The organism is Infirmifilum sp., from assembly GCF_049970975.1.
GTDB classification, from domain to species: domain Archaea; phylum Thermoproteota; class Thermoprotei; order Thermofilales; family Thermofilaceae; genus Thermofilum; species Thermofilum uzonense.
Window position 1 is genome coordinate 1 of the sequence record NZ_JBMFLX010000026.1, and the last position, 19,411, is coordinate 19,411.

General features: G+C 47.9%; 20 protein-coding genes, 1 tRNA gene and 1 pseudogene. 9 read left to right on the plus strand and 13 right to left on the minus strand.

Features of this window, described 5'->3' with window-relative positions:
• The first annotated feature begins 130 nt into the window (after positions 1-130).
• Entirely contained in the window at positions 131-817 is a 687-nt protein-coding gene (tpiA, locus tag ACP5KC_RS05430) for a triose-phosphate isomerase (RefSeq protein ID WP_052884268.1), read from the plus strand.
• Between the two features lie 84 nt (positions 818-901).
• On the opposite strand, the gene ACP5KC_RS05435 is transcribed toward tpiA, so the two are convergent.
• Positions 902-1,441, minus strand: a complete 540-nt coding sequence (locus ACP5KC_RS05435; protein WP_424738960.1) for a hypothetical protein — start codon at positions 1,439-1,441, stop codon at positions 902-904.
• Positions 1,442-1,611: 170 nt separating this feature from the next.
• Here ACP5KC_RS05435 and ACP5KC_RS05440 point away from each other — a divergent pair, with 170 nt between their 5' ends.
• The 4 genes and pseudogenes from ACP5KC_RS05440 to ACP5KC_RS05455 all read left to right on the plus strand — a co-directional run bounded on the left by ACP5KC_RS05440 (position 1,612) and on the right by ACP5KC_RS05455 (position 5,002).
• Entirely contained in the window at positions 1,612-2,781 is a 1,170-nt protein-coding gene (locus ACP5KC_RS05440) for a sugar phosphate nucleotidyltransferase (protein WP_424738969.1), read from the plus strand.
• Positions 2,782-2,815: 34 nt separating this feature from the next.
• Positions 2,816-3,169 (plus strand): annotated as a pseudogene (locus ACP5KC_RS05445) (phosphoglucomutase); the annotation flags it as partial.
• A 288-nt stretch (positions 3,170-3,457) separates the two neighbouring features.
• Positions 3,458-4,141 carry a hypothetical protein gene (locus tag ACP5KC_RS05450; RefSeq protein WP_273434122.1) on the plus strand — a complete coding sequence of 228 codons (684 nt, stop codon included), beginning with the start codon at positions 3,458-3,460 and terminating at the stop codon, positions 4,139-4,141.
• A gap of 12 nt (positions 4,142-4,153) precedes the next feature.
• Positions 4,154-5,002 (plus strand): N-glycosylase/DNA lyase, encoded by an 849-nt coding sequence (locus ACP5KC_RS05455; protein ID WP_052884272.1) that lies wholly within the window; start codon positions 4,154-4,156, stop codon positions 5,000-5,002.
• Here ACP5KC_RS05455 and ACP5KC_RS05460 read toward each other — a convergent pair.
• The 4 genes from ACP5KC_RS05460 to iolM are packed head-to-tail and all read right to left on the minus strand — an operon-like array spanning position 4,994 to position 9,058.
• Entirely contained in the window at positions 4,994-5,785 is a 792-nt protein-coding gene (locus ACP5KC_RS05460) for a GTPase (RefSeq protein ID WP_273434114.1), read from the minus strand. The two genes, ACP5KC_RS05455 and ACP5KC_RS05460, sit on opposite strands and share 9 nt — an antisense overlap.
• 51 nt (positions 5,786-5,836) lie before the next feature.
• Positions 5,837-6,850, minus strand: a complete 1,014-nt coding sequence (gene gyaR, locus ACP5KC_RS05465) for a glyoxylate reductase (protein ID WP_273434116.1) — start codon at positions 6,848-6,850, stop codon at positions 5,837-5,839.
• Between the two features lie 50 nt (positions 6,851-6,900).
• Entirely contained in the window at positions 6,901-7,812 is a 912-nt protein-coding gene (iolN, locus tag ACP5KC_RS05470; RefSeq protein WP_052884275.1) for a 3-dehydro-scyllo-inosose hydrolase, read from the minus strand.
• 49 nt (positions 7,813-7,861) lie between these two features.
• Positions 7,862-9,058, minus strand: coding sequence for a scyllo-inosose 3-dehydrogenase (gene iolM / locus ACP5KC_RS05475; RefSeq protein WP_052884276.1), 1,197 nt, complete (start codon positions 9,056-9,058; stop codon positions 7,862-7,864).
• A gap of 142 nt (positions 9,059-9,200) precedes the next feature.
• Here iolM and ACP5KC_RS05480 point away from each other — a divergent pair, with 142 nt between their 5' ends.
• The 3 genes from ACP5KC_RS05480 to rimI all read left to right on the plus strand — a co-directional run bounded on the left by ACP5KC_RS05480 (position 9,201) and on the right by rimI (position 11,324).
• Entirely contained in the window at positions 9,201-10,025 is an 825-nt protein-coding gene (locus tag ACP5KC_RS05480) for a TIM barrel protein (protein WP_424740966.1), read from the plus strand.
• Positions 10,026-10,113: 88 nt separating this feature from the next.
• Positions 10,114-10,875, plus strand: a complete 762-nt coding sequence (locus tag ACP5KC_RS05485) for an MBL fold metallo-hydrolase (protein WP_052884278.1) — start codon at positions 10,114-10,116, stop codon at positions 10,873-10,875.
• A gap of 5 nt (positions 10,876-10,880) precedes the next feature.
• The gene (rimI, locus tag ACP5KC_RS05490; protein ID WP_191118434.1) at positions 10,881-11,324 is read left to right on the plus strand and encodes a ribosomal protein S18-alanine N-acetyltransferase; all 444 of its coding nucleotides are present in this window, start codon (positions 10,881-10,883) and stop codon (positions 11,322-11,324) included.
• Here rimI and ACP5KC_RS05495 read toward each other — a convergent pair.
• The 5 genes from ACP5KC_RS05495 to ACP5KC_RS05515 all read right to left on the minus strand — a co-directional run bounded on the left by ACP5KC_RS05495 (position 11,306) and on the right by ACP5KC_RS05515 (position 15,710).
• Positions 11,306-11,557 (minus strand): hypothetical protein, encoded by a 252-nt coding sequence (locus ACP5KC_RS05495; RefSeq protein ID WP_424738949.1) that lies wholly within the window; start codon positions 11,555-11,557, stop codon positions 11,306-11,308. The two genes, rimI and ACP5KC_RS05495, sit on opposite strands and share 19 nt — an antisense overlap.
• Positions 11,558-11,599: 42 nt before the next feature.
• Positions 11,600-13,048, minus strand: a complete 1,449-nt coding sequence (gene proS, locus ACP5KC_RS05500) for a proline--tRNA ligase (protein WP_052884281.1) — start codon at positions 13,046-13,048, stop codon at positions 11,600-11,602.
• Positions 13,049-13,125: 77 nt separating this feature from the next.
• A tRNA-Thr gene (locus ACP5KC_RS05505) sits at positions 13,126-13,239 on the minus strand.
• Positions 13,240-13,318: 79 nt separating this feature from the next.
• Complete coding sequence (mvk, locus tag ACP5KC_RS05510; protein ID WP_052884282.1) at positions 13,319-14,278, minus strand: mevalonate kinase; 960 nt, start codon at positions 14,276-14,278, stop codon at positions 13,319-13,321.
• Positions 14,279-14,330: 52 nt separating this feature from the next.
• Positions 14,331-15,710, minus strand: a complete 1,380-nt coding sequence (locus ACP5KC_RS05515; RefSeq protein WP_273433185.1) for a TrpB-like pyridoxal phosphate-dependent enzyme — start codon at positions 15,708-15,710, stop codon at positions 14,331-14,333.
• A gap of 110 nt (positions 15,711-15,820) precedes the next feature.
• On the opposite strand from ACP5KC_RS05515, the gene ACP5KC_RS05520 reads away from it, so the two are divergent.
• The gene (locus tag ACP5KC_RS05520) at positions 15,821-16,336 is read left to right on the plus strand and encodes a hypothetical protein (RefSeq protein ID WP_052884284.1); all 516 of its coding nucleotides are present in this window, start codon (positions 15,821-15,823) and stop codon (positions 16,334-16,336) included.
• On the opposite strand, the gene ACP5KC_RS05525 is transcribed toward ACP5KC_RS05520, so the two are convergent.
• The 3 genes from ACP5KC_RS05525 to ACP5KC_RS05535 are packed head-to-tail and all read right to left on the minus strand — an operon-like array spanning position 16,333 to position 19,170.
• Positions 16,333-17,328 (minus strand): DHHA1 domain-containing protein, encoded by a 996-nt coding sequence (locus tag ACP5KC_RS05525; RefSeq protein WP_428286937.1) that lies wholly within the window; start codon positions 17,326-17,328, stop codon positions 16,333-16,335. The genes ACP5KC_RS05520 and ACP5KC_RS05525 overlap by 4 nt on opposite strands.
• Positions 17,329-17,383: 55 nt before the next feature.
• Positions 17,384-17,965 carry an ASCH domain-containing protein gene (locus ACP5KC_RS05530; RefSeq protein WP_424738940.1) on the minus strand — a complete coding sequence of 194 codons (582 nt, stop codon included), beginning with the start codon at positions 17,963-17,965 and terminating at the stop codon, positions 17,384-17,386.
• Between the two features lie 47 nt (positions 17,966-18,012).
• Positions 18,013-19,170 (minus strand): AAA family ATPase, encoded by a 1,158-nt coding sequence (locus tag ACP5KC_RS05535; RefSeq protein WP_273433190.1) that lies wholly within the window; start codon positions 19,168-19,170, stop codon positions 18,013-18,015.
• Positions 19,171-19,411: the final 241 nt, after the last annotated feature.

Genomic DNA, 19,411 nt, shown 5'->3' on the forward strand with positions numbered 1-19,411 from the left:
GGCAACCAGGCCGGAAACAATAACTCCTAGAAGGGGTAACCCGGGAGCCGCCCCCTAGTGGCGCAGGGCGGCAATAATTAAGGCTTAGTATTACACTCTCTGTATATTTTTGATGATAAATATATTAAATATGCGACTCGAATACCCTTTAATCCTCATAAATTTTAAATCATATCGTGAGGCTAGTGGGAAGAAGGCGCTTGAACTTGCTCGAACCGCTCAGAAAGTTAGCCGTGACACAGGCTTGACGATCGCCGTAGCTCCACAACTAACCGACCTGCACTTTGTCGCCGCTAACGTCGAAATCCCTGTTTTCTCACAACATGTCGACGATGTTTCACCCGGCAGTTATACGGGTCACGTAACCCTAGAGGCTGTCAAAGACGCCGGTGCTATTGGAACTATGATAAACCACTCAGAGCGTAGGGTTCGAGCAGACCAGGTGGACGTTATAGTCAAGAGGGCCAGGGAGTTAAGCCTCGTAACAGTCGTGTGTACAAATACTCCAGAAGTTACAGCCGCCATGGCGGCTCTAGGCCCCGATATAGTAGCCATAGAGCCTCCTGAGCTCATAGGCACGGGTATCCCGGTGTCAAAAGCGAAGCCTGAGGTCGTCACATCCTCAGTCGAGCTTGTTAGGAGGATTAACCCTGCTGTAAAAGTATTATGCGGTGCCGGTATCACTACTGGAGAAGATGTTGCGGCCGCGTTACGCTTGGGAACAGTAGGAGTCCTGCTCGCCTCGGGAGTTGTTAAGGCTAAGGATTGGGAGAAGGCTATAAGGGAACTTGTAGAACCTATACTTAAAAGAGCCTAGAAGGCTCATCACCTAGCCCTGTTCCTCACCTCTCAGAACCCGAGTTTTTAATCATAGCCCATTGATACCAACCCGTTGAAGTTATTATTGTTTCGCCCTCCTCCTCGGGAGCTCGAACTCTATCTTCTCGTATCCGTATATTTTCTCCCCCTCCTCCAGGCGAACAGACAGAACATTGGGACTGATAATGATCACATCCCCGGACATCTGAACGTTGACTATCTTTGAGCCAGGTGGGAAGACCCAGTAGGCGGTTATAGGGTATTCTGCGGTCTCGTTCTCGTAGAGGTTCTCGTAATAATTTAAGCCCTGTAGTGGTTTACCCTTGAAGAATATAAAGTAAGTTATGAAGACCTCGTCGGGAGATCCCTTGAAGCCTACATCAACCGCTCTCACGCGAGGCTTTACTCTTTCACCATTAATTATGACTTCTTCCTCGTCAAGGAAATCCTGCATCACCGCTGCTAACCTTTTCAGTTCTTTCTCAAGTTCTTCTTCATCTTCGACGAGAACCGAGTAGTACGACTCGGGGTCAAAATACTCGAAGATCAATGATTGGTAGACTTCAAGTTTGCTTGTCACATGGAAGAAACCCATAGCGCTTAAAGGTTGCAGTTGCTCCATTTTCTACAAGAAAAAAGCATTCCTGATATATTTTTTCATTTTAAGCCAGTCCAGAGGAGTAAACTTCATTATACAATGAGAAGTTGGCTTTAAAGAGACATATATCTCGAGCACATGGATATAACAAAAGTAAAATAAGCATGCCTAATTTCATAAATATTTAGAGTTTGATGATTAAAACCGCCGTAGTCCTGGCGGGCGGGAAAGGTGTCCGTCTCAGACCCTTAACATTGACCACTCCCAAACCATTATTGCCCGTCGGCAACAAAGCAATTATCGAACACATATTATCACTCCTCATCTCCTACGGATTCGAGAGGATAATAGTAGCGGTAAACTACCTGGGACACAAGATCGCCTCGCATTTCCTCGAGAAGTATCTTGATGCCGGCGTAGAGATACTAATTCCCGAGATCACCCCCCACGACACAGCTGACGCAGTGAGGAAGCTCTCGAGGTTCATAGATGAAGACTTCATAGTTACAATGGGGGACGTGATCACCAACATGAATCTCCGGGACTTCGCTGATTTCCACGAGAGGAGCAAAGCTATAGCTTCGGTGGCAGTTATAGAAGTGGGATCTGTAAGGGATTTTGGCGCAGTTATATTGGATGAGAAAGGCAGGATTTTGCATTTCATGGAGAAGCCGGGGACAAGCGAATGGTATGTGGCTACAGTCGCTTATTCAACGCTCTCGCACAGACACTTTAGACCCTATGTCAACTTGGCTAACAGTGGCTTCTACGGGTTTAAACGAGAAATACTAGACATTTTATCCGATACCCCCTACTTGATGGATTTTGGAAGGCATGTCTTTCCCTGGCTTCTGGAGAATAACTATACGGTGATGGGGTGGAATGCTGGCGAGGCCTATTGGATGGACGTGGGAAGACCTTCCACTTATCTTGTCGCCAACATGGATCTCTTAGATGGGGCTGCCTTACCACTAGTCCCCTACGGGAAAAACGTGAACAACGTGTGGGTTGGTGAAGACACTGTTATAAGCAAGTCTGCAGTCATAAATCCTCCAGTGGCTCTAGGCGACTATACTGTGATCGATGAGGGCTCTGTTATAGGACCCTATGCGATAATAGGAAGTCGTGTTAAAATTGGAAAAAAGGTTTCAGTAGTTAATACAATAGTAATGGATGACTGCGTGCTTGAAGATCAAACGATTCTTATGAATAGCATTTTGGCGAAAAACATATTAGTGAAAAGAGGTAGTAGCGTTACGGAATCCGTTATAGGTGATAATAGCGTGATTGAAAGTGGCTTGTCTGTGGGACCAACTACCCACATTAACCCAGGCTCAAGAGTCGCTAAACAAGAGGTGAGTTGATACGAGGCGTCCCCCGCTTCCCTTCTACAATAACAAGGTTTACGGTGTCGCAAACAGCCAGATGACCCCTGAGAACTCCGCGGAGCTTGGAGCAGTCCTTGGAACAATCGTTGGCGAAGGCGCACTTGTGACAGTGGCCAGGGATTACTACCCACCTAGTAGAATGCTCAAGAGATCGTTTACAGCCGGCTTAATGTCTACGGGTGTCTCTGTAATTGATTTTCACGCAGCTACTTTACCAGAGGTAGCATTCGCTGTCAAGAGGTTTGGCGCTAAAGCAGGTGTACATTTCTCGGTTACCCCGTTTAACGATAACAGTATCCAGGTCAGGATTATAGACTCAGCGGGTATCGAGATAACGGGCGACAGGCTTGAAGACATATTATCCATGTTCGAGTCACACCATGCAGTCAGAGCTATTCCCACTCGAATAGGTTGGGTAACTTATGCTGAGTACATACACGACATCTACGCGTCATCAGCTACGAGCTATATAGACTCTGCTCCAATCACGGCTAAGGAGCCCTTAGTCCTTGTAGACATGAACTTTGGACCCGCAAGCGAGGTGTTCCCAAACATATTAAGCTCTATAGGAGCTAGATTCATAGGAGTCAATTCGGGAAGACCCCCACCTAACCTTGTGCCAAGGCAACTCCCCTCCCTTAAAACGCTTAATATGTTAGGAGAGCTTTGCAAGGCCACAGGCGCGAGCTTTGCGGTTGCACTGTCCAGTGATGCATCGCATGCCTACTTCATCGACGATAAGGGAAGGTACGTCGACCCCGATATTTTCCTTGCTATCGTAGCTTTGATGATACCTCAGGGCTCTAGGCTTGCTATCACGGACTCAGCCTCGAGAATAGTCGATGCGATAGCTGAAAAGAATAAACTGTCTCTCATCCGAGTCAAAGGTATCGCCGGAGATATCGCTAGAGGTGTGAGACGCTTGAGGGTTAACCTGGGAGCTACCGATTCAGGCGAAGTTATATTCCCTCAATTCTCACTTTCTCCCGATGGGATGATTCTGACAGCAAAGCTTCTAGAAATGCTCTCCACGGAAGAAGTTAGGCTTTCCACACTTGTCGAAGCTATCCCAGAAGCTTCATTATACACCTTAGAGTTGGAGGCAGATCAATCAGTTGCAGGTAAGGTTTTGGATGCTGTGTTCCTAGAACACACAGAAGTTGCAGTCGCGCCGGGCATGGTTAAGTATAGGGTTGGAGAGACATGGGTTAAAGTTCACCAAGACCTGGGTGGAGGCAAGATATACGTAAGCGTTGACTCCTCTAACAAGGCGGCAATTGAGATAGCTAAAAAAGAGTACGAGAGGCTAGGAGAACTCATAGAGAGCCTCAAATAGCTAGGTTGTCTTATGTTTTTTCCGGATGAGGAAAAGGCTAAGGTTATAGGAGTCTCGCTAAGTGATCCACTACTAGCTGAAGCCTTCGTTAAGGTGGACCCGCAGTACGAAAGTGTTTCCGAGATCGTTCGAAAGATGGGGTACGTTGAGGGCTCGCTCTACGTCATAGGAGTCGCACTCATAAGCTATATGCTCAGTAGTAGAGGAGAGGAACATTGGCGTATAGCCTCTAAGTATGCTGAAGGGGGGTGTATTAAGGCCTTACAGGAATTTGTGACTAAAAGCCCCTCCATAAACTGGCTTCGAGACCAAAGGAAAAAGAGAGTTGAGTTATATGTTTCCAAGGCTTTACCCAGCCTGCGTGAACAGCTTCAGAAGAATGAGGTTGACCTTGATACAATACACCTTGAGCTGGCCAGGCTACTTAAAGCTAGAAAAGAAGACAAGACAGTGGTCTTTGCAATAAAGATGCTTTACTACTCGCTCCTCTCGAGCGGGAAAGGGTTCCATGGAGGGATAGACATACCGATACCTGTCGACTACCGCGTTAGTCTCGTATCTTTCACATCAGGGCTTTTTAGGGGATGGAGTTGTGGTGAAGACTTGAGAAGACTTGCACGGGAGGCCAGGACCAGGCAAAAGGAGACCATTATCAGGCTCTGGAAGATAGTAGCCGAGGTGGCGGGCAAGCCCCCATTTCTTCTAGACAGTATAGTATGGGTAACTGGGAGATGCATAGACGAGCATCTTTCTAACCCGGGACTCATTGAACGATGCCTTGGGGAAAAGTACGGGATCAGTGAATACCATACCCGTACTGTTAGGATTCTTTGGTCGACTCTTGAAGAGTGTCTAGGCTAAGCCGTAGTCCTCTGGCTCTAGGAAGAAAGTGTTACGCCCCGTCTGCCAGTCGCGTATGATGATCCTAGCTGCCTCCTCTATGAGGGGGACACCGCCCTTCCCGAGGAGTCCCCGTCTAAGCGCAAGCTTTTCGAGGAAATTCTGGGCATCTTGCTGCCACTCAACCCCATAAAGAGACTCTAACAATTTCGGGTTTTTCTTACCTATGAGTTCCAGCAGTCTGAATGCCACGGGGATAGGATCATCGAGAGACTCGGGTCGGAGAGCGCTTATAAGCGCCAACTCTCCCAGCTTAGGTGGGATAATCCCCGGTGTGTCTATTACGCTGAGCCATCTAGCGACTCTCAGACGGGTTGCATTGCGGGTATATCCGGGTATTGGAGAAGTGCCAACTGCATGTGCCCCTTTAAGGTAGTTAATTATTGTTGATTTTCCAACGTTGGGGATGCCTGCGACTGCTACTACGAGTGGCCTTTTCCCTGACGCCTCACGTAGTACTTTCCAGAGCCTGCGCGTGCCAAGCCGCTTAGAGGCACTAATGAAAACTGTTGGCCTTTCTTTTGAAAGAATTTTCTTCCACTTTTCGGCTACGTTTTTAGGAACAAGGTCTGCTTTGTTCACGACTATTACGAGGGGTTTGCCGAGGGTGTCTGCTAGCTTTTCTAACTGTGGACTCCTAGTACCCCATGGATCCCTCGCGTCAAGCACCTCAACAACGACATCTGATTTTGCGATTATTTTTCTTAGAAGACGCCAGGATCCAGGAGATGTACGCTGTGACATATAAAGGTATTTGATAGCTGTAATTTAAATTATAATAGAAATAGAAGAATTTTAAATCATCTTCACTTTCTCTAGTGGCCTGACCTTTAACACTTCCTTGTTCACGAGCGCGGGAGGCATCTCTCCCTTCAGCACTGCTATGAGGTTACGGGCTGCGAGTTCCGCCATTCGCTGTCTGGCTTCAATAGTAGCGCTGGCTATGTGAGGAGCCAGAATCACATTGTCAAACTTTGTGAGTGGATGATCAGCCGGGAGGGGTTCCTGCTCGAAGACATCAAGTGCTGCCCCCGCGATCCATCCCTCTTTCAACGCCTTTACCAGTGCATTTGTGTCGACGACTGGTCCACGAGCTGTGTTAATGAGGTACGCTGTTTTCTTCATCTTCCTTAACCTTTCCTCGTTAATCAGGTGGAAAGTATCTTTAGTTAATGGGACGTGTACTGAGACTATATCGGATTCCTTCAAGAGAGTGTCGAGGTCTGCATATTCCATGTTGAGGACGCTTTCGACGTCCCACCTCCTCTCGACATCGTAGTAGAGGATTTTTACGTCAAAGCTTGAGAGCCTCTTGGCTGTGGCGACGCCTATGCGTCCCAAGCCTACAAGACCTATAGTCTTACCCTTTAACTCGGGGCCGGTAAGGAAGTATGGGTTCCAGGGCTTGTCCCATTGACCTGTTCGGATTATCTTGTCGGCTTCGACTATGCGGCGGGTTACAGCAAGGATAAGACCTACGGTGAACTCGGCTACGGCGTCAGTAAGGACGCCGGGGGTGTGCGTGACGTAAATGCCTCTCTTTGTCGCCTCAGGAATATCGATATGGTCGAAGCCCACGCTATATGTGCTTATAACTCTGAGATTGGGTGCAGAGTCCATAACCTCAGCATCGATCTTATCGGTGAGGAGGCAGAGAAGCGCGTCCTTGTCCTTAACCTTCTGGATAAGCTCCTGGCGTGAGGGAGGCCACTCCTTTGAGTTGTGAAGCTCTATGTCGCAACACTCTTTAAGCATAGATAAGCCAGGCTCGGGAATTATCCGTGTAACATAGACCTTTGGTTTTGACATCGATATATACAAAAAACGGTTGTATTTAAATATTTCCCCAAAAAAACAATCTAATATTTGAAGTCGCCGGGGTTAGGCCAAACCTGAGGAACAACCCCTGGTGGATACGTCTTGTGAAGCCACTCCGTGAACTCTACCAGGCGCTGAATAGCAGTCTCCACTATAGCCTCTCCCTTCTCCCTGCTAGCCTTGCTTGGATAACCGACGCTACCCTTCGGATAGTGATGAATCTCCATGTAGGCGCTTACATCATACCATGCTAGTGGTCTGTTGTACACGTTCCCCGCCTTGTCGATCCACTTGTCCGGTATGACGCCGACCATCTTCTCAGCATCGGACTCCTTGAGCTTGCTAGGATCAACAAGCTTTGGTGCCACGTACCAAAGCACACTAGCCTCAACCTCGTCAGCGTGAATGAACGGTGTCTCGATTGAGAGACCTGGCTTTAGCTCTGTACCCACCTGGAGCTTATCGACTGCCCAGCGCCACCAACTCGTCACGATAATGAAGGCCTTCACGCCCTCCTCGATTATCGCTTTGTCCTTGACGATGGGGAGCACGTATTCCTGTCCATGAGAGTTGAAAAGGATGATCTTCTTGAAACCTGCATTGCTCAGCCACTTTACGACGCTCGTAACATAGTCGATATATGCCTCTTTCTTTACAGGTATTGTTCCCGGCATTCCATAATGGTGACTTGGGTGGCTTCCATAATATATTGGAGGAGCTACCGTGACTCCTGTTTCGAAGGCTATTCGCTCCGCGATGTAGGTGCCTATTATCGTGTCCTCCCCTGTTGCCTGTGCCAAGCCATGAGCCTCAACGGAGCCACAGGGCACGTAGATGATATCGTTCTTCTTGACCCTTTCTGCTAGTTCAGCCATGGTAAGTTGATCAAGATAAATTTTTTCCCCAAATTTGTTGTAGATTGGTCGTGCAAAACGGGACTCATATTCGACCATTTTTATTCCCCCTAATCGATATGACTATGTCATATCATATTATTATAATTTACGGTTTTAGAGTTATTTTACCATCAATCCTCTGATGCGCCCTTTCAAAGGCTTTATGAGCTTCGTCGAGCTTGAACCTGGAGGTTATTATTTGGGTCATGTCTATTCTGCCTGCAGCCATAAGGCGGATAACATTGCCGAAGTTCCTGAAACCTGAGTGCCCTTGGCTTCCAAACAGTTGTCCTCTCCTCACCTGGAATACTTCGATGTATATGGGAACCTCTTTGGGTGCGCGACCAATCCATGCTATCTTGCCGTCTATTGCTAGACTCCTCTGCATTTGGGGTAGCGTGTGCTGCGGGGCTCCCGCAGCCTCAACGTGGAAGTCTGCTCCTTGCCCGTCCGTTATTTCCATTATCTTTTCCCATGGTTCAACGCTGTTCTTTTGCAGCTCCGCAGTATTAAAGACGTAGTCTGCCCCAACCTTCTTCGCTAATTCCCTTCGCACCGGACTAACCTCGAAGACGATGATCTTACCGGCTCCAGCGGCCTTAGCGAGGGCAATGGCGCCTAACCCGATGGGGCCTGCTCCCCAAACCACTACATAGCTCCCGGGTTTGAAGCCCCCTGCTCGAGTGAACATCGCATGGTAGGCAACGCTCGTGGGCTCGACCAGGCTTCCCGCTTCGAATGCTTTTTCCTCACTTCCGTATGCCTCTAGGAGAGAGTTTATCTTCCAGACATACTTAGCCTTGACAACAACGTAATCAGCCATGGCACCATCGTGAGTGAATCCAAGCTCTCCATACTCTAAGTCAGCAGGGTCGTTGAGGCGGGTGCAATGGTTGAAATCTATGCCGCGGCATGCATCACATTCACCGCACCAGAACATTTCCTCTGAAGTCACCATGTCCCCGGGTTTCAGGTTTCTGACATTAGCTCCGACTTTTTCAATAACTCCAGAGAACTCGTGGCCGATTACTACGGGAAACTTTGTGAGTCCGGGGTAGATGATGTAGCCTTCCTCATCTGTTTCAAGGAAGTGTATGTCGCTGCCGCAGATGCCGACAGCTTTTACCCTTATCAGAACCTCGTCGGGCTTGGGCTCTGGTACAGGATAGTCTGTGCGGAGAACTAGTTTCGGGTTTCTCCATACCTTATTACCTTCCCTGACCTTATGAGTTCGGAGCTCATCCTGTGTAATCTTGTATCCGGGCCTGGGGGCGAAATCGGCGTAAACCAATACGGCTCTCATATGTGTCATTCTGATCCGTATTGTATTGAAGTTATCACCACATATATTAAAAACGAGAAAAACTTATAAAGACAGGGGAGATAGGCGTAAAACGACCAGGTATTAGCGAGTGTTTATAAGTTATCCGCACAACTACGATAATGTGTTTAAATTCTCGATGGCAGTTACGCCTTTACACGCTAAGTTCGAGGCTGTTGCTAAGGGCAGTCCTGCCGAGTTTGCATTATTATTATCGGAACTGGGGTATAACGGGATTGAATATTCCGTGCTTGAACCCGAGACAATTATAGAGCTTGTAAGAATAGCCTCCGATTATGGCCTGCGTGTGCCCGCTATAGGAACTGGCCTGAATTATATCCATTACGGGTTGGATCTTACAAGTCCTGATGAGGGAGTTCGTGCACGGACACTTAATCGTCTCCAGAGTTTCGTGGAGTACACCGGGAGGAGTGAAGCCGGAGGAGTTATAATAGGTCTGATAAGGGGGCGTGGTGACTCTTATTCTTCGCCTGAAATGGCTTTGAATCTCCTGGCAGCACAACTTTCGACACTGTGTAGACAAGCGGTTGACGCGGACGTCAGATTGTTCCTCGAGCCTTTAAATAGGTACGAGTCGAAAATAATAAACACGGTAGGGGAAGCATTGAATTTCTTAAGAAGAGTGGACTGCCCCAACCTTTACTTGTTGCTGGATACTTTCCACATGAATATCGAGGAGCCAGTAATCGAGGATTCCATACGCGTTGCTGGCGATAAGATAGGGCATTTTCACGTTGCTGACAGTAATAGGTATGCGCCTGGTATGGGGCACTTGGACTTCTCATCGATTCTAAAAGCGCTAAAAGATACAGGGTACTCAGGCTATGTATCGGCTGAGATAATTGTAAAGCCTGACTTTGAATCTGCTGCCAGGCTGACTCTCAACACTCTAAGAATAGCCTCCGGTTGCGAAGAAGAGAACAGGTAGCATCGACTGATCTAGTCGACAGAACAGTTATTTATTGTTGTTTAACATCCTTAAGTTTAGTATTTGAGACGGTACAAGTGATGTCTCGATGACAACGGGTAAAATAAGAGCGATTTTTCTAGGAACTTCAGGAAGCACGTTCACTCCAGACAACATCCAGCCATGTATTTACGTTGAAGGCTATCTCTTCGACTGCCCGGCCTCGTGCCCACAGCGACTCTTGAGCCTAGGATTGTTGGATTCTGTTCACACAATTCTTCTCACTCACACCCACTTGGACCACTCTCTCGGGATATATGAGTTGGCCTGGCATCTGGGGACAGTACTATCCAAGAGGAGAATAACGTTGTATCTTCCCCAAGGTGTCTTGGAGGGGGTCGTTGATGCGTTCAGGATTCTTGGAGGGAACCTGGCTGAGAAACTGCTGAGTTTTTACGAAATGCGGGAAGTTTATCCTGGCTATGATAACGGGAAAATAAGAGTTGTTGAGGCTAAGCACTCTGTGGTAGCGGTTGGCTACAGGCTAACTTTAGATGGCCTCTCTGTTTGTTATACAGGTGACACGGCACCATCGGATTCTGTCGTGGAGTCATTCAGGGATTGTTCCTTGCTTATACATGAAGCTACTTACCCGTCGGGGCTTGAGGAACAGGCTGTTAGGGATGGCCACTCAACACCTCGTCAGGCTGCTGAGATTGCGCGGAGGGCTGGTGCTAAAATGTTGGCTCTAGTTCATTTACCATATGCAAGGTATGGGAGAGAAATAGATGAGGCTTTCCTCGCATCCTCCCAGCAAATTTTTCCAAATACGATCATCCCAAAACCGGGACAGGTCGTGGAGCTCGGGTGAACATCTTGGACATCACTATTAGAGAGGCTAGACCCGAGGACTTGTTTTACATAGTCGAGTTAGAGGAGAAGACTTTTGGCCCTGACGCCTTTGGGTTTAACCATGTTTTCTACCTTTTCGAGAAATGCCGAGACTACTTCCTTATAGCTGACTATAAGGGACTACTGGTTGGCTATATTGTTTCTTGTCGTGAGTCTGAGGAGGAGCTTCATGTTCACAGTATAGCCGTGGTGGAATGGTTTAGGGGGAAAGGAGTTGGCAGGAGGCTGATGGAGGAGACGATAAACCTTGCTCGCCAGAGAGGTTTAAGGCGTATCAGGCTTGAGGTAAAGACTGAGAACGTTGCAGCCATTAAGCTCTACGAGAAGCTCGGCTTTGTAAGGAAGGACATCTTAAGGAATTTCTACGAAGATCGTAGCGATGCGTATGTCTATCTGTTAACCCTGTAGTCGAGCTTCTCGAAAAATACCGTTGGCTTCTCCTCGCCTGGTGTTTTAGCTCCATTGTATATTGCGAGGGAAAGGAAGAATAAGTGCCAAAAAGCCCAGAACAAATTAATTATTATCGCTCCCACTTCGCTCGGGTTACTGGAAGTGTAATACCAGTAGAGGCCACTTACAATTGACAGTAAGAGGAGTACTAAAAAGACTAGATGGATCACGAGGACTCGAAGGTTCCTCATGCTTTTGCCTTTCGCCTAAATTATAAGACGAATATGCAGGCATCAGTAGCTTTTAGCCACATAGACTATTTGTCGGGCGGGCGCGCCGCACCAGGCACATTTCCCATAGTCCCCTTCTTTGAAGCTGATCTCTGTGCCCCTTACCTTGCCGCCATCGGTTTTTTCCTTAAGATCCATCGCGCATTCCTCCCTCCCGCAAAACGGCATCTTGACAAGATAGCCTTCTTTTAGAGCTTTTACAACCTCTTCTGGTGTACGAGCCTCTACCGTGCGACTTTCCATGAATCTCCTAGCCTTAGTCTTTAGGTTCTCAAGAATACTTTTCTCGAGCTCCTGTATCGTTTCAAGAAGCTTTGCTTCTTCAATTTGCTTCTTTTCCCCCGTGTCTCTACGGTATATAGTCAGTGTCTTACTCTCCGCTTCCCGACGCCCTATCTCTATCCTCACGGGGACTCCCTTAAGCTCCCAGTCGTTGAACTTCCAGCCCGGAGTGTACTCCTCCCGGTCGTCCAAAAAGACACGATACCCTTTCTGTTTTAACATCTCTTCTATACTGTGAGCTTTTTCGAGCACAGACTTCTTGTCTTCCTCTCTGTAATATATCGGGACTATAACGACCTGTATTGGAGCGACGCTGAAGGGAAGCACTAAACCCTTGTCGTCGCCATGAATAGCTATAAGCGCTGCTGTTATGCGCCAGACACCAGGTCCGTAACATGTCTGCCATACATGCCTCCTGGTCCCCTCCCTGTCAAGAAAGGTTACATCAAACGCCTTGGCGAATCGTTGTCCAAGGTCATGTGTAGATGATATCTGCAGGACTCTACCATCGGGCATAAGTGTATCGGCAGCATATGTGTCCTCGGCTCCCGCAAACTTATCCCATGGAGGTCGCCTAAGGAAGAGGAATGGTATTCCGAGTTTCTCCCAGATAACTTTCCTAGAATTCTCCATGTCTTCCTCAACCTGTCTCAGAGCTTCCTCGTGAGTGGAGAAGGCACAGTGTGCCTCGATCCAGAGAAACTCTCTCCCTCTAATGAGTGGTCTCGTGTTGCTCTCGTTCCTGTAAACGCTGACGCTCTGGTAGAGCTTTAAGGGGAGGTCGCGCCAGCTCTGAATCCAGAAGCTATACATGTAGTAAAAGGCCGTCTCCGAGGTTGGACGTAAGGCCAGCCTTCGCTCCAGTTTCTCGTCACCAGCCTCCGTAACCCAGAAAACCTCCGGCTTAAAACCCTGCACGTGCTCCTTTTCACGCTCAAAGTTCTCCTCCGGTATCACCAACGGGAATAATACCGGCTCGTGCCCCGTTTTCTCAAGTTCCTCTTCAAAGAAGCGGTAGATCGCCCTTATTATCCTCATAAGCCATGGCCTGTGTACAACAAATCCCTGAACATTGTAGCGGAGATCAACAAGACCCGCCTTAACAAGTACTTGAGAATACCATTCCGAAAAATCCTCACTCTTCTTTACTGTTATACCAAGCGACGACATGGCTTAACCTATAAAGGATCTATAAAGAAATATTTTTCGCAATGCGTTTGATGATACAGAAGTATTCCGTCTAGAAGAGCCCCGGCCGGGAATCGAACCCGGGACCCCCGCCTCTCTGGATGCCTGAGGGCTAGGTTTACCAGAGCGGTGCTGTCGGCACCTCCAAGTCTACCGGACTGAGCTACCGGGGCTGTGATTATATGAGAAAAACAGGGCAATTTATGGTTTTCGCGGTTTTGACACTGGACCGGGGCTCAGCTCAGGTAAAAACTAGAGGCTAGTAGAAACACCTGTATTTTCAACATTGAGCTTCAAGAGCCTAGGGCTTACTTTTCTCAGTTCCTCTATAATCTTTCCTTCATGATCTCTCTTGCAAAGTATCACCGCGTAACCCCCTCCCCCCGCACCTGTAAGCTTAGCCCCGAGGGCTCCTGCCTCTCTCGCAGCGTATACTATCTGCTCTAGCTCGATCGTTGAGACACCGATGGCTGAAAGGAGTCCGTGATTTACATTCATCAAGGCTCCTACAGCCTCCCAGTCTCCCCGCTCCATCATCTTGGCGGCCTCTACAGCAAGCCGACCCGCAGCGTAGTAAATCGGTTCTAACACAGAGGGAAAAGCATCGTAAAGATCAAGTACACGTTTAACGAGTAGCCCCGTACTTCTTGGTTTCCCGGTATCGGCTAAAATTAACGACACATCCTTAAAGTCAACGTTGAGTCTCAGGAATCCTTCACTTTTACGATAAGCTATTGCTCCCCCATATGTGGCAATGGTATTGTCTATGCCGCTCGGTCGGCCATGGACTATCCTCTCTGCCTCGTAAGCCATCCTTGAAATCTCCTCTAAACGCAAATCCTCGCCCATGGCCTTAGCGGTTGCTGCTATTGTAGCTACGGATACTGCGGCCGAACTGCCCATACCCGCTGAAGGAGGAATTTCAGAGTCTATTTCGATGCTAATGCCATGGTAGGCCCCCAGCTTATTTAGAACTGTAAAGGCTGCATGAGCTACAGGGTATAGAGGGTTTTTATCGTCCGCAGGGGGGAGAGTATACTCACGACTCAATGCCAGATTCCTACTGTAGACTCTTATTGTTTTTTCTTTCAAAAGAGTAGCTGTTACGTAGGCTCTTAGAGAGACGGCGACCGCTATGGCAGGCTGGTCTTTCACTACGAAGTGTTCTCCGAATAATATTACCTTGCCTGGCGCGGAAGCTGTAGCTCTCATAGGAGTTTAATCGGAGATTTGACTAAAAAACCTTACAAAAGACAATTAAAGTTTAGGACTGCCCTATAGTAGCGAGGAAAGCTTTCAGCTTCTGCATGGACTCCTGGACCTTCTCCGCAGGGTATTCATAGGCAGGCAGTTTTCCTTGATGATAATCCGCATAGGCAGCTAGATCGAGAAGCCCATGACCGCTTAGATTGAACAGTATGACTTTCTCCTCATTCTTTTGCCTTGCTTCCATAGCAAGATCAATAACAGCCTTTATCGCGTGCGCACTCTCGGGGGCAGGAACTATGCCCTCTGTCTTAGCGAAGAAATCGGCAGCCTGGAACACTGAAACCTGGTCGTAGGCGACGCTTTTCACTATGTCGTGTTTCCTGAGAAGGCTTAGAGTTGGGGCAGCTCCATGATACCTGAGGCCTCCGGCGTGAATTGGGGGCGGTATAAAATCGTGGCCTAGCGTATACATTTTTAGGAGCGGTGTAAGCCCGGCTGTGTCTCCGAAGTCGTATATGTACTCTCCTTTTGTAAGAGAGGGGGCCGCGGTCGGCTCTACAGCCACTAGGCTTACTTTTTTCGGTGCTTTCCCGTCGTGTACAAGCATGTAGAAGGGGTACGCTAGTCCCCCGAAATTGCTGCCGCCGCCGACACATCCCACCACGTAGTCGGGGAAGTCGTCTGCGAGCTTCATCTGCTCTATAGCCTCTAGGCCTATAACCGTCTGGTGCATGAGGACGTGGTTGAGAACACTGCCGAGGCTATATTTTGTATTTTCATGTGTCACAGCGTCCTCTATAGCCTCGCTGATCGCTATTCCAAGGGAGCCTGGGTTTTCGGGATCCTTTGCCAGTACATCTCTGCCGGTCTTGGTTCTATCGCTGGGACTCGACAATACCTCGGCACCCCAAATCTTCATGAGTATGGCTCGATACGGCTTTTGAAGATAACTGGCTTTGACCATGTAGACGGTTAGCTTCAGGTTGAAGAGATTTGTTGCAAACGCTAGAGCGCTGCCCCACTGGCCTGCACCTGTCTCGGTTGTAAGTCGCTCTACGCCCTCCCTCATATTGTAATAAGCCTGGGCTACAGCTGTGTTAGGCTTGTGGCTTCCTGGAGGACTCACTCCCTCAAACTTAAAGTATATTCTGGCGGGTGTTTTGAGAGCCTTCTCAAGACGCGTAGCCCTTATAAGAGGGGTAGGTCTCCAAATGCGGTAGACGTCTCGCACTTCTTCAGGTATAGGTATAAATTTCTCTTGAGACACTTCCTGTCTCACAATCTCCTTGGGAAAGATCGCTTCAAGCTCCTCTGGATTTACTGGTTTGCCCGTAGCCGGGGAGATGGGTGGAGGAAGGGGTTCAGGTAAGTCCGGTAAGATGTTGTACCATTGTCTGGGTAAGAGGCTTTCATCTAACATGTACTTTTTTGTCATTTTTTGTTCACAAGATCACTTTTTTATTCATTATAGTATATAAATGTTTCCTCAAAGGAGAATGGGGGAGGAGGATATATTATAAATTTCTGTATTCGCAAGGATTAAGCGTGGATAAGAAGCTTGTAGAGAAATTTACAGAGACCGTAAAGGGTCATACGAAAAAACTTGAGGTACTCAAAGTCTTACTAAAGTACGGCTTGAGTGTCCGTGAAAATACTGTAACCTTAGGCGAGAGAATCAAGGTGCCTTTCAAGTCAATCGCGCTTGAAGCAGGCGTCGATAGGCGAACAGTTATAGAGACTCTCCGAGCTATACGCGAGGATAGTTTCCTCAGAGAGTTTTTCCGTCGATTGAGACCCGCAGGTCCATCTCTAGTCGAGGTCTCGAAGCTTCTAGGGTATAGGTGTCTTATCGTGGAAACTCACAGAGACCAGCCTGGCATACTGGCCTGGGTAGCGAACGCACTTGCTGAGAAAAACATAAATATTCTCCAAGTGGTCGCCGAGGATCCAAACATTTATGAGGAGCCGAAACTATACGTCGTAGTCTCTTCGAATGTCCCGGGCGAGGTTATCGATAGAATTCTCGAACACCCAGCAATAAAGCGAGTCTCAATTAGCTAACCTTGATTTAGAACCTCTTGAGCCTTCTCCACTTCGTTGATGATTTGTCTAACCACCTTGTCTGCAATGCCTGCTGGAACTCTCAAGGAGGCGGCGTAGTTGTGTCCACCCCCGCTTACCCCTAATTCCTCGGAGAAACGTGAGAATAGTTGAGCTAGATTTACGGGAAAACCTGTTGGTGCTCTACCCGTTATCACGACTGAGTTTTGACCTATCCGGAAGAGTATTAAGATAATTTTCCTCTGTGCAGCAGCCTCCTGTGAAGCTATTCTGCCTGAGAACCCATATACTCTAAGGTCTCTTAGATCTATAATGCGTAAGACAGGTGAGTCATATATTACCCTGTTTTTTACCTCTTTAAGCAGTCTTTGCAGCTTCTCTTCACTCTCTTGAAACCTTAATACCGCCTCTTCAGGAACAAGTATGCGCTTCTTAACCCAGCTCTCGATTATTTTTTTCCTTAGATCGTCGTCACGAGGCTCTAAGGCGATAGCGCCGGTTAGTATCTCGGCTGCCGACTCAAGCCCTAACTCCCTTACGCTAGGATCAGGGTTTGGTGTGTCTGTTAGCTCTGCAAGCTTTATTAGTCTTAGAGAGAAGTCTGGGTCGATGGTAAGCGGTATTAGATTGGCCAGGAGCGAGGCTGTAGATGGGGCGGGTTTGGCCAGGACATTCACACCTGTAGCTGTAATTTTATCTTTATGAAAAATTGTTGAGGGATGATGATCAATCCATGTTGTTTGCGCGACTCTGGTTAGGAGCGAGAGGGCTTGACTAGTTGTTTCCCAGTACTCCTCGTTGAATGCGATGTCAAGAATATAGACTTCATCCGAGGTAAAGTGTATTCTTTGAAGGGTGTTATGAAGAGAGAAAGGCTGCGAGAAATATACTTTATACTTCACCCCCTCCTTGTTTTTGAGATAATATGAAATTATTATAGCTGCGGAGACCATGCCGTCTATGTCGCCGTGAGCTATTATTGTTAGCATCATTAAACTCTGAGCTTAAAGTCGCATAACAAGTTTAATAACGTTATAGCTAGACAAGCTATGAGAGAAGATTTTTCGACCGAAGTTTTAGCGCATAATTGTTTAAGATCTCTTTTACTTGAGGCTCGGGTAGGCCGAGGTCTTCAGCTACCTTCCCGGTGGTATATCCTAAGGCTAGTTTCGCTAATACAACGCGATGTATCTGGGACTCGTCGATGCCGTGAGCTAATGCTAAGCGGGCCACTAGAGAAGGATCTACCGCCTTTAAACTCTTTATTTCATTCACTGGAACGGGAGACGAGTAACGTGTAATCTCTTCGAGAGAGATTATGGTGACCCAGTCGTCCTCCTTTATATCTGGATAGATTTCCTTCAAGGCATCCAGGAGATCTTCTAGGCTATTAAAACCATCCTTCAAGGCATCATCCTTTGTGAGCTCCGAGACCCTCGTAAACCTAAGTGATTTTACGCGCGCTTCTCCATATATCTGTCCTCCACTCTCCAGGAAGACCTCATCGCTTTGCGGTTGAAGAATACCCTTCCTAATGGTGGTAGTTTTTTCACCCCTTAGGATTTTCTCAAGGTACCTTAGTCTAAAGCTCAGTGTTTTCCCGAGCTTACGCGTGGTGTGACCACTCATCCCGCTTTCATGTAAAAGTTAACGCCAATTAAACTTTTATCACGTATTTAGGCGCTAACTCCTAGGAGCTTCTCTACCAGGACTGGCAAGCCCTCCTGACGTGCGGGGGGTGGCAGCATGGTAATATATACTCTCAAAGGACCCTTGAACTGTATGTACCCCTCGTCGGTGAGCCTCTGTAGAGCCTCGTCCGTTTCGCGGGGTGTGAGCTTCCTGAGCCGATAATTTTCACAGATTAGCTCAATGTACCTCTGGATATCTCTGAGAGTGATAAAGCTTTGGTTCAGCTGCCTTGAAGCCAATAATATAGCGGACAATACTACGCGTTCAGCTGTTCCAAGCGTTTCAGGGTTGATAGAGAAAAGGTATTTTTCACGCAAGCCCTGCTCTATGGCCCTGTTTATGTGGTTATAGGAGAGCTTCTCATCTTTGCTGGTCTCAGCTATTTGCGCTGCAATAAGCAGGATATCAAGAGCCTTCCTCAAGTCAGAGTCGAAGAGAGTAACAGTGACCTCGGCCAGATACTCTGCAACAGCCTCGGGAAAAGTTCCAATGACAAACGCCTCGGATGCCCGATAGAGGATTATATCGACCAATTGATCACGAGTATAAGCGGGATAGTTTACTATCATGTTGCCGAGCGAGGACTGCTCTTCAGGAGCAAGGCGTTGAGACCAGCTCTCATCCCTCGAAATGAATATCACACCACTAACATTCTCGACGCCGAGCTCGGAAAGCCTGGTCAAGTTGTAAACTATTTGTCCACCTCTTAGCGAACGGTAGCCCGAAAGCTGGTCTGCTTCGTCGATGGTTAAAATGAATGTCTTTCCCTTTTCTTTGCGCAGGGATGAGACGAACTTGTCAAACAGCTCGCCCGCGCTCAGGCTGCGTGAAGCTTTGCCGCCCATCTTTGTAAGCAACTGTGAATAGAATACCCAGGGAGATATGTCTGCCAGAGCACGGAGGTTAACGTAGACGTGCTGGATGAGTGGATTTTCCTCTCGTAAAGACTTCAAGAGCAGGTGTGAAGAAGTAGTCTTTCCCGTACCTTTCGGGCCGATCAGTTGTATCACCTTAAAAAAGGGCGGGCCCTCGACAGCGTCCCTTAGGAGAGTCTGAAGCATGTCAAGCTGAGATTCACGGTGTGGGAGACGACTAGGTATATGTTGACGTGAAAGGACGCTGGGGTTACGCAGTATAGCCATCCTTAGACTCGGGTAAATAACCTGTGGCAGCTCTTATAAAAATTACAGTGAAAGAGTAAACGGTGAAAGTGATTCTTAGAGGGAGATCCCTAGTATGTCTTCTCAGCTTCCCATTCCTCGAGGAGGCCTTCGATCCTGCTTTGATGTTCTTCTAGCTCCCTGAGCATTGCATCAATGCCGTTGAGTGCCTTCCTGTAGTCTGGCAGGATGCCGGTGTACGCCCTGAAGGCTGCGATTTGTG